This window comes from Acinetobacter sp. YK3, from assembly GCF_001729365.1.
Classification (GTDB): domain Bacteria; phylum Pseudomonadota; class Gammaproteobacteria; order Pseudomonadales; family Moraxellaceae; genus Acinetobacter; species Acinetobacter vivianii.
On record NZ_LZPJ01000078.1, the window covers coordinates 1 to 13,658 of the forward strand.

At 41.4% G+C, this 13,658-nt stretch carries 10 protein-coding genes; 4 read left to right on the forward strand and 6 right to left on the reverse strand.

The window, feature by feature from the left end; genetic code table 11:
* Nucleotides 1-114: 114 nt before the first annotated feature.
* The gene (gene greB / locus A9Z07_RS07575; RefSeq protein WP_069577831.1) at nt 115-603 is read right to left on the reverse strand and encodes a transcription elongation factor GreB; all 489 of its coding nucleotides are present in this window, start codon (nt 601-603) and stop codon (nt 115-117) included.
* Between the two features lie 375 nt (nt 604-978).
* Between greB and A9Z07_RS07580 the strand changes: the two genes are divergently transcribed.
* Nucleotides 979-2,088, forward strand: coding sequence for a transglycosylase SLT domain-containing protein (locus tag A9Z07_RS07580; protein ID WP_069577832.1), 1,110 nt, complete (start codon nt 979-981; stop codon nt 2,086-2,088).
* Between the two features lie 55 nt (nt 2,089-2,143).
* On the opposite strand, the gene A9Z07_RS07585 is transcribed toward A9Z07_RS07580, so the two are convergent.
* Nucleotides 2,144-2,527, reverse strand: a complete 384-nt coding sequence (locus A9Z07_RS07585) for an SCP2 sterol-binding domain-containing protein (RefSeq protein WP_004651955.1) — start codon at nt 2,525-2,527, stop codon at nt 2,144-2,146.
* Nucleotides 2,528-2,723: 196 nt separating this feature from the next.
* On the reverse strand, nt 2,724-3,629 hold the full coding sequence (gene ttcA, locus A9Z07_RS07590; protein ID WP_004774851.1) for a tRNA 2-thiocytidine(32) synthetase TtcA: 906 nt from the start codon (nt 3,627-3,629) through the stop codon (nt 2,724-2,726).
* A 497-nt stretch (nt 3,630-4,126) separates the two neighbouring features.
* Here ttcA and A9Z07_RS07595 point away from each other — a divergent pair, with 497 nt between their 5' ends.
* Both A9Z07_RS07595 and htpX read left to right on the forward strand, forming a co-directional pair.
* Nucleotides 4,127-4,993, forward strand: a complete 867-nt coding sequence (locus tag A9Z07_RS07595) for a lytic transglycosylase domain-containing protein (RefSeq protein ID WP_062847730.1) — start codon at nt 4,127-4,129, stop codon at nt 4,991-4,993.
* A gap of 217 nt (nt 4,994-5,210) precedes the next feature.
* Nucleotides 5,211-6,116, forward strand: a complete 906-nt coding sequence (htpX, locus tag A9Z07_RS07600; protein WP_005259145.1) for a protease HtpX — start codon at nt 5,211-5,213, stop codon at nt 6,114-6,116.
* Nucleotides 6,117-6,174: 58 nt separating this feature from the next.
* Here the strand turns inward: htpX and A9Z07_RS07605 are convergent, their stop codons facing one another.
* The 3 genes from A9Z07_RS07605 to A9Z07_RS07615 all read right to left on the reverse strand — a co-directional run bounded on the left by A9Z07_RS07605 (nt 6,175) and on the right by A9Z07_RS07615 (nt 11,583).
* The gene (locus A9Z07_RS07605) at nt 6,175-6,768 is read right to left on the reverse strand and encodes a DUF4112 domain-containing protein (RefSeq protein ID WP_005259146.1); all 594 of its coding nucleotides are present in this window, start codon (nt 6,766-6,768) and stop codon (nt 6,175-6,177) included.
* A 78-nt stretch (nt 6,769-6,846) separates the two neighbouring features.
* Complete coding sequence (gene mgtE, locus A9Z07_RS07610; RefSeq protein ID WP_005259147.1) at nt 6,847-8,184, reverse strand: magnesium transporter; 1,338 nt, start codon at nt 8,182-8,184, stop codon at nt 6,847-6,849.
* A 291-nt stretch (nt 8,185-8,475) separates the two neighbouring features.
* Nucleotides 8,476-11,583, reverse strand: a complete 3,108-nt coding sequence (locus tag A9Z07_RS07615; protein ID WP_069577833.1) for an efflux RND transporter permease subunit — start codon at nt 11,581-11,583, stop codon at nt 8,476-8,478.
* A 333-nt stretch (nt 11,584-11,916) separates the two neighbouring features.
* Between A9Z07_RS07615 and A9Z07_RS07620 the strand changes: the two genes are divergently transcribed.
* Nucleotides 11,917-13,524 carry a phosphoethanolamine transferase gene (locus A9Z07_RS07620; RefSeq protein WP_069577834.1) on the forward strand — a complete coding sequence of 536 codons (1,608 nt, stop codon included), beginning with the start codon at nt 11,917-11,919 and terminating at the stop codon, nt 13,522-13,524.
* Nucleotides 13,525-13,658 lie beyond the last annotated feature (134 nt).

Sequence of the window (13,658 nt, forward strand, 5' to 3'; positions counted from 1 at the left end):
CCGCTCTGCCACGCTTCCAATGGCGGCTATCATATAAATAAAAGTTCGACTTGGCAAATCTTTTATTTAAAAACCTGCATCAAATGCTCAAAATAAAATCAACAAGCTGTATTTTTACGAATTTTCAGGCTTTTCATAGCGAATTGAGTTGATATACCACAATTTTTTGCCCAATGGTGTATTCACTTCCACTTCATCATCAACCTGTTTACCCAACAATGCACGTGCCATCGGTGACTCAATCGAAATATGTTGCGGATGGTGGTCATAGATTTCATCGACACCCACAAGACGCAATTTTTTTTGCTCCCCTGCATCATTTTCGATTTCTACCCAAGCACCAAAATAAACCTTGCCTTCTTGCTCAGGCACATAATCTACAATTTTTAATTCTTCCAGACGTTTGCCTAAATATCGGACACGGCGGTCTATTTTTCGAAGCAACTGTTTATTGTACTGGTAATCGGCATTCTCTGAGCGATCACCTAAACTCGCAGCCCAATTCACCTTTTTGGTAATTTCAGGACGCTCATCATGCCAAAGTTTCTTGAGTTCGGCGACTAATAAATCATGTCCAGTACGCGTAATTAAATTCGATTTCATAGGCTTAAAAATACGTTAAAACAACATTCCACTTACAAGTTTTTGCATTGTATTCCTTATTTCGCCATGACTAAAGTGTATAAATTTTATTCTTTTTCGAAATCATGTATTTGTGATGCAATTCTCATATTTTTTTAGTCCAAAATTTGACAATCACATTTTTGACGCTTAATATGCGCGCCTAAGTTTGTTTTTGTCTATTTTTTGTACGCCTTATAAATGTTGTGAAACATTTGCGTCTTTTTTCCTTTAATCAATGTCATTTTGAATGACGTTCATGATTTGCCCACCCCTTATTGAATTTATCAACTTTTAAAAGTTAAGGCAGTGTATTGCTGAACTTTTAGGGCATAAATTACCTGTAGCGGAGACAACATGCACAGTAATTCAAGTTCTGGGTCTAGGCCTAGCCTTAACTCTTTATCTTCCACGCTCCCGTTTCAAGCATTAGCTTTAACTATTGCGGCTTTACCTTTCAACAGCTTGAATGCAGAAAAATCGCATCAATACAACACTGTTGTAACCACCAATGTCCTTACTGTCGTTGCAGTTGAAAGTCCAACAACAGTATTTAACGATGGTCAATTTTTACATGGCTTTGGCTATGACCTAGCGCGTAACTATGCGCAAAGTCTAAATGTAAAACTTGATTTTAAAACTGTCCCAGATAATGCCACTGCATTGAAATGGGTTGCTCAGGGCAAAGCCAATATTGCCATGACCACAGCAAACCTCGCTGCAATTGAAAACAAACAACTTGTTTCCTTTTCAGCAAGCTGTGGCGATCAGGCCAGCCTGAGCAAGAATGGTTTAAATCCCGAGTTAAACTGGGTATTTAAACAGGCAGATGATCCACTCACTCTAACTGCGAGTGGTTATGTATGTCAGAGTAAACAGACGGGTACGACCCAACAGCTAGCTTCATTTTATAATCGTAATGTTGTGAAACCAGAATCATGGTCAACGATTCAGAAAGATCTGAAACAACGCTTACCGATTTATAAAGCTAGCTTTAAACAAAGTGCATCTAGATACAATTTAGACTGGCACTTACTTGCTGCAATTGGCTATCAAGAGTCTTATCTTAAACCGACCTCAGTCTCTCCCACTGGTGTTCGAGGTTTAATGATGCTGACCAATAACACAGCTCGAGCCATGGGTGTGAGTAATCGTTCTGATCCAATCCAAAGTATTCAAGGCGGTGCCAAATACTTTGATTTGATGCTAGACCAGTTCTCGAATGTTCCATATCCAGATCGTAACTGGTATGCATTAGTGGCTTATAATATGGGTCCTGGCGCAGTCAGCCAGATCCAGAAGCGTATCCGTGCCCAAGGCAAAGATCCGAATCAATGGGTGAACTTATACGATCACTTGCAGCGCAATCAGGCGCGTAATGGTCGTTATAAGCAAGCGCTACAATATGTCACGCGTATTCGTACTTATTTAGAGCACATCAAAACCAATAGTCGTATTGATGTCTAAATTTAAGGCAATAAAAAAGCTTACCTCAGGGTAAGCTTTTTTATATAAAAAGAATTTAAGCAGTTTGCTCAAGTACTTTCTTGAATAAATCTTTTTGCTCTTGGCTTGGCTTCGCTGTTTGTAAAGCCATAAGCTGAGACATATCACCTTGAACCTTGATTTTACCCGTCATGAATGCTTGCATTGCAGCAGCCATGTCAAACTCAAGGAATACTTTACGTAAAGTTTCAGCATCCATGTTCAAAGTTGTTTTAGCATTTGAAGATAAACCTTTTTGGATTTTACCCGCATCTAAAGCTAACTCTGTATTACCAGCTGCATCTGTTACAACCAAGTTAATCGCTAAATTCGCAAGCGCAGGTGGCAAGTTTAAATCACCAGCTTCAGCAGTAAGTTTTTCAACAGTTGCAAACCAATCATCAGTTAAAAATGCAGCCATGATTATTCCTCAAATGTATTTGTTCAATTTCTTGTGTCATCTATCCAGACGACATCTCATGAAGCAATTTGCTTGTGCCCTGTTATAGCATGTAATTTTTATTTTAGGCTATGATTTTTTGTACGCGGGATTCAATTTTTAAATTTTTTATAAAAAAAAGGTACTTAACCAGTACCTTTTCAAAAAGTTTTACACTTTACTCTGCTGCAAAACTCAGGTTGACCACATCAAGACGGTTCTTCATCTCTTCTGGATCCTTCATATCAAACTCGCGTTGACCATCTAAAGCTTCAAAGTCGAATAACTCACGATCTGCCAATTGCGATGGAGAAACGTTCTGTAACGCACCGAAAATGCTGTGCAGACGTTTTGGATGTTGCTTGTCCCATTCACGTAACATGTCATTGATAATGGCACGCTGTAAGTTTTCTTGCGAACCACACAAATTACATGGAATGATCGGGAACTGACGTAATTCAGCATACTTGATGATGTCCTTCTCTTCGACATAAGCCAAAGGACGGATCAAGATATTCTTTTTATCAGAAGATAGAAGTTTTGGCGGCATCGCTTTCAAACTGCCACCATGGAATAAATTCAAAAAGAATGTTGCCATGATGTCATCGCGATGGTGACCCAACGCCACTTTAGTCGCGCCGATTTCCTGTGCAAAGCCATAGAGTGAGCCACGGCGTAAACGTGAGCATACCGCGCAATAGGTCTTACCTTCAGGCGTTAAACGCTTGGTAATGGTATAGGTATCTTTTTCCAGAATGTAATATGGAATATTGTTCTCTTCCATATAACGTGGCAAGACATCTTCAGGGAAACCTGGCTGTTTCTGATCTAGATTGACCGCCACAACATCAAAGTTAATTGGCGCAATACGCTTGAATTGCAACAAGATATCAAGCATGGTATAGCTGTCTTTACCACCAGACACGCAGACCATGACCTTGTCACCCTCTTCGATCATGTTGTAATCACGAATCGCATGCCCCACCTGACGACGAAGTTTTTTCAACAGGCGATAATACGCCGAACTTGTCGGAAGCTCTGGCTTGAAATTAAATCCTTGGTTGGACTCCACTGGCGCGTACATAGACGTGATTTACTCATAAACAAAAATACCGCGCGATTTTATCTCATTCCGAAAAAATGCGCATCTAAAGAATTTTTCAATTTCTTTCAATCGTCATATTTCAGTTTCATACTGGTAAAATTCTGATCAAAATAATCCAGAATGGCCTAGATCGCTTATATTTCAAACTTTTCCACAGTTGTCCACAAAAGCTGTGGATAAATTTGTGGATTTCTTAGCTATTGACAAACTGCTTTTATCTTAAAATAAGGCTTCCCATTAGATTGATCATTTTTTAACCAATCATTTTATTCAATTAAAATCAATAACTTATATAAGTCAAGACTTACTTTTTAAAAAAAATATTTTAATTTTTTTTGCTGAACATTCGAACAAATTGACTTGATTTTTGTCTGACACTAAAAAATAAAAAAATTGTAGCAAAAGATCTTTTTTTACATTTTTTTGTTAAACTGCCACATGAAACTTATGCTCATCCTTTCGCGAATATTATAACGATGAACAAAACAACTTATTTTTTTGCTGTTTGCTTGGGAACAATCGGTTTTTTTAATGGTACAGCATCAAGTTATGCTGGGCAGACGATTTATCAATTTAAAGATGATAATGGTACAACGCTACTCACCAATAAGAAGAAAGCAGAGTACAGTCATTTAAAAGTCGTTAAAGCAACTTATTATCCCGACAGTAATATTCATAGCTATAGTAACTGGGGTGCAAGTGAAGCCTCTGTACTGCCAAGCTATAGTCGCAATAAAAATGCATTTGACCAACTGATCCGTCAGGCCGCTCAACAGCACGGGATTTCTGAAGGCTTAATCAAAGCGATCATGCATACCGAGTCTGGATTTAATATCAAGGCTCGCTCTCCTGTGGGCGCTCAGGGTCTTATGCAGCTTATGCCTGCTACAGCCCGCCGATTTAATGTCAGTAATGCTTATGATCCGCAACAAAACATTTTTGGCGGTGCCAAGTATCTAAGCTGGTTACTGAAACGTTTTAATGGTAATACCCAATTGGCCATTGCTGCCTATAATGCGGGTGAAGGCAATGTAGATAAATATGGCGGCATTCCCCCATTTCGTGAAACGCAAGATTATGTCCGTCGTGTCACCAGCCGTTATCAAAATCTCTATGCATCTGGCTTAGGCACTTTTACAGATTCAAGTAACAACAACCAAATACTGGCTCAGTCAGCCAATTACAGCTCATCATCCAATAATATTGTCGAACCGCCTCCAGCGCCTAAGCAATATAACCGTCAGATCATTACCCTGGCAGATGGTACCTTTACCGATGCCCCATCTGGTACCTATACCACCACCAATGCCACTGCATCGGCCCGAATACGTCTCAGTGATTAACAATTCAGGCCATCCATTCTCATAGAATGATTTTGCCTGCTATTTTTTAGACAAAACAGCTTTTAAGTCCCTGTTTCACAGCCAGTTCATAATTTTATTGACTAAATGTATCTACGCCCATTTTTTTCTTGAATTTTTAGGGTTCGCCCTGCATATTAGCGTTATGATTTATAATTTATAAATCAGATCACTTTTTCTTTATAAGAGGGTTTTCTCAATGATGCGGATTGGTTTGTTCTTGCTAACCAACCTCGCGGTACTGGTTGTAGCTGGCATTATCTTGTCACTCTTCGGTGTCGGTAGTTACCATGGCGCGGGTGGCTTGAATCTAGGCAACCTACTGGTCGTCTGTTTTGTCTTTGGTATGGTGGGTTCTATTATTTCCCTATTCATGTCGAAGTGGATGGCTAAAAAAACCACTGGGACAGAATTAATTGACCCAAATGCACCCCGTAGTCAAGCAGAAGCTTGGTTATTACAAGAAGTGGCGCAATTATCTCAACGTGCAGGTATTAACATGCCTGAAGTGGGTATTTTCCCTTCTTACCAATCCAATGCATTTGCGACAGGTTGGAATAAAAATGATGCTTTGGTAGCTGTTTCAACAGGTCTACTCGAGCGTATGAACAAAGATGAACTTCGTGCTGTACTGGCTCACGAAATCGGTCACGTTGCAAATGGTGACATGGTGACCCTTGCGCTGATCCAAGGTGTCGTCAACGCCTTCGTGATGTTCTTTGCACGTATTGCAGGTGATTTCATCGACCGTAACGTATTTGGTCGTGAAGATGGTGAAGCACCAGGTCTTGCTTATTTTGCCATTACGATTGTACTCGACATCGTATTCGGTATTTTGGCTTCTACCATCGTGATGTGGTTCTCTCGTCAACGTGAATATCGCGCAGACGAAGCTGGCGCACGTTTAGCTGGTAAACAGGCCATGATTTCTGCCCTACTTCGCTTACAAGCAGAGTCAGAAATGCCAGATCAAATGCCGAAAGAAATGAAAGCATTCGCGATTACGGAAGGTAAGGAACAAGGCTTTAGCTTAGCGGCTTTATTCCAGACCCACCCAACCATTGAACAACGTGTTGCTGCATTACAGCAATTAAACGTTCAATAATCAGTATCAGATAAACGATAAAGCCTCCACAATGGAGGCTTTATTTTTGTCTAATCATCTAGTGCGATTGGAAGGATTGATAAAATTGCCACAGATAACTAAAGCCAGCCCACACCGCCAGCACCAGTAATATCACCACCGCAATTCCCAATAGATCTGGAATTCGTAACCAGATCCAGCTCACCACTGGATTACGCCAAAAGGCAGAAGTTTTCTGTTTTTGCTCAAGTGACTCATGCAGGAATGGATGAACCACATGAATATCGCTGTGTACCTGATATTCATCACGAATATGTGCATGCACAATCTCAAGCGTCTTACGGCTCGGACGTATAAATACGTCAAATACGGTCCCGACAATCGGTACGAAGCCAACCAGCATATCCATGATCGCCAGTTTCACCACGCCTTTGAGCTTATGTTGTGGTACACCCACTTCTCTGGCTTTTTTAAAGGCATATAAAGTCAGGATAAAACCAGCAATATCTCCGGCAAACGGAATGGTGCTCAATGCAGCATCCGCCCCAACGCCCTGCTTGGTAAATGGTATGCGAACCAAGCTGTCCATAGTATTGGCGAATTTTGCCAAATCACGCTCGACCGCGATGGCTTGCTGCTGAGTTAGTTTTTTTTGTTCTGGATAATCAGTCATTCACTCAACCTAAAAACGATGTTTATCCTTGAGAATAAAGTAGTTTTTAGGTTTTGTCGGTACAATTATTATTACGGTCTAGAATAAAATCATCGAGGCGATAAATAAGTAAACGATTACCCCTGTTGCATCACAAATCGAAGTGACCAGAGGCGCTGAAGCACTGGCTGGATCAAGCCCTGCTTTATTTAAAATAAAAGGTAAGCTCATCCCGATCAGACACCCCATCAACACAATCCCCATCATACTTAATGCAAGGACTAGAGCCACCATTTCGTCACCACGGAAATAACCCAGTAGCGAAACAGCCACCGCCATGGTTCCCCCCAGACACAGAGCCACCAAACTTTCCCGACCCAGTAACGAGAACCAGTCTTTAAATTGAACATCTCCTGTTGCCAAAGCACGTACCATCAATGTGGAAGATTGAGAACCCGCGTTTCCGCCACTCCCCACCAGCAATGGCAAGAAGAATACCAGTACTAAATTCTGCGCAATTACATCTTCATAATGCGCAATCCCGATCCCAGACAATAAACTTCCAAACACCAAGAAAACCAACCAGAACACGCGTTTCTGGTAGAGCTGTAAAATCGGCGCAGATTTAATACTGAGTTTGGATGATGCATCAACCGCCCCGACTTTTAAGAAGTCTTCAGTGGCCTCTTCACTAGCAACATCCATCGCATCATCGTAGGTCACGATCCCGACCATCATGTCATGGTGGTCAATAATTGGTAGTGCCAATAGATCATAACGTGCAATAGTTTTGGCGACTTCATCCTGATCGGTATCGACATACGCGGTCAGGACATTGGTTTCCATCAACTCATTAATATTCTGTTCTTCAGCCGCCAGAATTAACTGTTTAAGAGATAAAACCCCAAGGATTTTTCTGGCCTGATCCAGCACATAGGCAAAATAAATCGTTTCAGTATCTGGCGCTTCCAGACGCAACATTTTAATCGCATCTTTCACGGTGATATTCGGCTTAAGCGTGGCGTATTCAGAACTCATGATCGCCCCTGCTGTTCCTTCCAGATAAGAAGAAAGTTGGCGAATATCTTCCCTTTCAGCCTGAGCTAAAGCAGGCAATAAAGTATTCTGTTGCTCCTGATCCAGACACTTGAACACATCGGCGCGCTTATCCGAAGACATCTCGCCAATAATCTCTGCCAGAATATGTCTCGGCATGGCTTTGGCAAGTTTGACCTGTTCATTGGGCGGAAGATAAGAGAAAACGTAGGCACGCTCAGGTAAATGGGTGAGCAACAGTTGACTTTGCTCTACAGAGAGCTGGGTTAAGACATCGGCAATATCCACTGCCCGAAAAGTCTGTACAGATGCGAGTGCAAGTTCAATATGATTATTTTTGAGTGCGTCGCTTAATAGATATAAAAAATTATTGTAGCTCATGTCAGCCTCTTCACTACAAATGATCTGCAATGAAGAACTACAAGCAGCCTATTGGTTTACTGCTAAATAGAAAGCTTCATGCAGATTTTGATGAATATAAAAATGTGTAATCTGGGATAAATTACAACTCTGCGTGTCCATTTAGACAATCAAACCTCATTAGACCGTTTATACGGCACGGCAATACTACAAATTTTTTTTAATATTCTCAACTTACTCAACAAAAATGAACAATTCCTGTCTCATCTTGATCAATGAATCATTCATTTCTGTTGAGGTACTGAAGCCATTTTATTTAATCGCTTCAACTTTTTGTTTAGGCTTAAACCAACTGGTTACCAGTACATACATAAAAGGAATGAAGATCAGTACCAGTATCGTACCAAAAACAACCCCGCCAAATACGCTATAACCAATTGCCTGTCGGCTCAACGCGCCCGCACCACTCGAAAACATAAGCGGAATAACACCCGCACCAAAGGCAATCGAGGTCATCAAAATTGGACGTAGACGTAATCCTGCTGCACGTAAGGCGGCTTCCAGTGGCGCTTGCCCCTGTTGTTGCAGACTAGCTGCGAACTCAACCATTAAAATGGCATTTTTACATGACAGACCAATCGTGGTGAGTAAGGCAATCTGGAAATAAATATCGTTGGCAAATCCAAACAGGTAACTGAATAAAATCGTTCCGCCGACGCCTAAAGGGATTGCAGCCATCACCACAGATGGAATTGACCAACTTTCATAAAGTGCTGCAAGACACAGGAAAATAAAGGCGACAGAAATGAGATAGAGCCAGATCGCCTGATTACTGGATTCCTGTTCCTGATAAGATAATCCGCTCCACGCCAATCCGACATCAGGCATTTTATCAACCAGTCCCTGAATGACCTGCATCCCTTGCCCACTACTGAAACCATTGGCTGCATCCGCTTCGGCACTAATTGCTGGATAACCCATAAAACGTTCTAGCATTGGTGGGGCACCTTGCCATCCAATCTGACTAAACTGTGAAAATGGCACCATTTGTCCATTGGCATTTTTCACATACCAGTAATTGAGATCTTCTGGCTTAGAACGATATGGTGCATCACCTTGTAAATACACGCGCTTGATCCGACCACGATCAATAAAGTCATTGATATAGCTACCGCTCCAAGCCGTCGATAAGGTGCGATTAATTTCACTGACATTTAGGCCATGGATCATTGCCGCTTTATGGTCAATCTTGATATTCAGAACCGCCTGATCGTCGTTGCCTTTTTTATCCAGATTGTCAACGGAATCCAGTGCATTGCCCTGTTGCTGTAAATCCTGAAAAGAAGATAACAGACTTTGTCTACCCAAGCCTTTGGTATCCTGTAGCCAAAAATCGATCTTATCCGAGTTACCTAATCCGCGAATCACAGAAGGCATTAATACCATAATGCGCGCCTGATTATTCTGCGAAAAATACTTCATTGCACGCGCACGAATTTGCTGAGCACTATTTTCCGCCCCCTTGCGCTCATCCCAATGTTTTAATGAAACAAAGGCCTGCCCAAGATTTTGTCCAGTTCCCGAAAAATTGCGTCCATGAATCACCATCACCCCATTTAAGTTGGCCTTTTCATGTTCGAGAAAATAGTCGGAAATATATTTGCCGACTTCTTCCGTTTTACTCATCGGTGTCCCTTCTGGTAAACGGAACTGTACCCCTAAAGTTCCCTGATCTTCTTGAGGTAAAAAGCTGGTTGGCAACTCACGATAGACCCAGACAAAACCGCCAATCAGGATTGCGATACCAATCAAGGAAATACTTTTTACACTGATGACTTTCTTAGACACGTTCAGATAACGCGTTTTGATATAGTCGAGCCCGTTATTAAACATAACCGCCCAACGTGCTTGCTTATGTTGGGGTTTCAGCAAAATGGCACACAAAGCTGGTGTCAGGATCAAGGCCACCAATAAAGACAGTCCCATTGCAACCACTAAGGTAATGGAAAATTGTCGATAAATAATGCCTGTCGCACCGCTAAAAAAGGACATCGGGATAAAAACGGCGGTCAGCACTAAAGTAATCCCGACCAATGCACCACTAATTTCCTGCATCGATTGAATAGAAGCCTCTTTGGCACTGAGCTGCTGTTCATGCATGAGACGTTCAACGTTCTCAACCACAACAATCGCATCATCGACCAGCAAACCAATCGCCAGTACCATGGCAAATAAGGTCAGTGTGTTAATACTCATGCCTAAAACGGCCAATACCGCAAAAGTACCTAAAATCACTACAGGAACGGTGATCGCGGGGATCAAGGTCGCACGCCAGTTTTGCAAGAAGATGAACATTACCAGCACCACCAGACCGATGGCTTCAATCAGGGTAGACACCACTTGTGACATAGATTCTTTAACAAATGGCGTGTCATCTCGTGGATACATCACGAAATAACCTTCTGGTAAAGTTTTTTCCAGACGGGCAACTTCTTTATATACTGCATCCGCCACTTGCATCACGTTCGCGCCCACAGTCAGTGACAACGATAGTCCCGAAGCAGGATAACCATTGATACGGTTAAAGACCTGATAGTTTTCCGCCCCGACCTCAACGCGTGCAACATCTTTTAAATAGACAAAACTGCCATCACTGTTGGCTTTAATAATAATATTTTCAAATTGTTCAGGTGTGCGTAACAATGACCCCGAAGTAACTTTGGCATTCAGGTATTGATCACTCGCTGCGGGTAAATCTCCAATCGCACCAGCAGCCACTTGTGTATTCTGATTTTCAATCGCTGTTCGGACATCACTGACTTGAAGCTGATAACGTTCCAGTCGTTGCGGATCCAGCCAGATCCGCATGGCATATTGCGAGCCAAACACACTGACTTCGCCAATCCCTTCAATTCGGCTCAAATTCAGTTCAAAGTTATTGGTAATATAATCTGAAATATCCAGATTGGTTGATCGGCCCGACTTATCGCCAACCCCAATCACCATAAATGAATCGCTCAAAGACTTACGAACATTGACACCTTGTCGTTGAACATCATCGGGAAGACGGTTAATCGCACCATTGACTGCATTTTGTACCTGAACCTGTGCCTGATCAGGATCCGTACCTTGTTCAAAGAACAAACTGATTCGGCTATTACCACTGGCATCACTGCTAGAACTAAAATAAAGCAGATGATCAATTCCCTTAATTTGTTGTTCTAGAACCTGCGTCACACTATCTTCAACCGCTTGAGCATCAGCACCACTATAGTTAGCCGCAACAGTAATTCGGGGAGGAGCAATATCGGGATAACGTTCTACAGGCAAATTTAAAATTGCAAATAGGCCAACAGCCATCACGATAATTGCCAACACAGTAGCAAAGATAGGACGATGAATAAAAAACTTAGATAGCATGGCTGTTTATTCCATTAGCGAAACAGTCAATTTTTCAAAAAGATAGGCAAATACAGGCACTTTTCAGAATATGATCATTACCGAGCTGACAGGTAAACGCCATCCCTATTAACATATCATTTCAAAAAGCGTAAATTGCGGAGAAATAATGAATTTAAAGTTATTCGCAATAAAAAATAATGCGCTAGCTTTGCAATAATTCAACAGCTTAACTGTGCTAATCAATTTAATTTGCTGTGCAATCAAAGACTTCTTAATTTTGAATTGACACGCCCCCCACTTAAACCGATATTAGCACGCTTAATTAATCTCCCCCCATTGTATTAGGCATATATGAAGGCCAGCTTAAAAAACTTGAATATTCTGCTGCTGATCTTACTGCCAGCCTTGATCACAGGCGGCTTATTGATTGCGGTTGGTAATCTATCTGATGGTTTAAGACTTGGCTTTTTATCATTGCCTGGTGTGCTTTTTATTTATCTGGCGATTAGCAGACAAAAAATCTATTGGTATATCCTTGCGATTATCTGGTGGTTTTTGGCTTGGCTAGATGCCTTGCTTCGCTCAAGTACCTGGTTTTTATTTAATAGTGATAATGAAGCCTATTTTATTATTGAAGCCTTAGCTAATACAAACCGTCGGGAAAGTCTGGAGTTTTTCCAGCTTCATCTCGGTACCATGCTCACTGTGGCGGCAGGACTATTAACCTTGGTCATCCTGTATAGTGTTGCAGTCTTCAAACTGGTTAAACCAATTCATTTTAGCCAACTCTGGCAAAGCCGAATTTATCGTGGCTGTATTATTTTACTGGTCTTACTGGCAACCACCAGTTATCTGATGAAACCATCACGCAAGGTACATCCGATTGTATTCTGGACTGACTATCAGGCCAAAATTCAGGATTTCAAAGATCGAATTAAACAGCATAAAAATGTCCATCAACAATGGGACAAAAGTGCCAAGCAAAATCTGGTACTGACAGAACAGGCAAAAGGTAAACAGACCCATGTACTGGTACTTTCTGAAAGTTTAACCAGTTTAAATCTAGGTGTCTGCGGCTACCCACGGAATACCACGCCTGAACTGGCAAAACGGCTGGATGAGATCAAGGTCTTTTGTAATGCTTTCTCTCCTTCCCCGTCTACAATCAATGCATTACGTGTACTGTTAACCGAAAGCCCTGCTTCAGAACATAATAAATATTCACCTGAAAGTGTATTGGCCTATGCACGAGCAGCAGGATATAAAATTTACTGGCTCAGTAATCAAGACGATACTTACTTATCTTCATTATTTGGTGCCTATGCCGATAAAGCAGTCTATAAAAACAAACGCTCTGGCCGTAGTAGCACCTCGTTGGATGAATCGCTCATTCCAGATTATCAACAAGCTCTTGCTGATCCTGAGCCGAAGAAACTGATTATTCTTCATCTTATCGGTGCCCATCCAAACTACAAAGAGCGTTATCCAGCTGCCTTTAACCAGTTTACAAGTGAAAGTAACGATGCAGTAGAAACTGATCTAAAAAATAGAGAGATTGATCCGTGGATTCGTTCACTGCGTAACGATTATGATAATGCTGTCTTATATGAAGACTCATTACTCAGTCAATTCCTAGATGATTTAAGAGCAGATGCTACACCAGATTTTAGATCTTTTACGATGGTTTCTGATCATGGCAATGAAGTCGGACATGAAATTGATTATGCAGGTCATAGCCCAAATACCAAAGCAGGTTATCAAGTGCCTGTGATCATGTGGTCAGATCGCTTACAGAGTACCGGTGTAGATCAGGAAAAGACTTTAAATACCGCTGAACTAGACAATAATCTGATGCGCATCATGGGACTGAAAGACAAATCCTCTCCACCTCAAACCTATTGGCTTGATGACAACTATGATTTCACGCCAGAAGCCAACTGGCCTTATTGGAAGAAATAGACCTCCATTATCTAATTGTTTTTGAATCCAGTTTAGACACAAGCTTAAACTGGATTTTTTATTTCAGTGCGACTGATTTTAAAATTCTTAATATTTTCATAAAACCATCATCTCACTGTCATGTGTTTGATAAC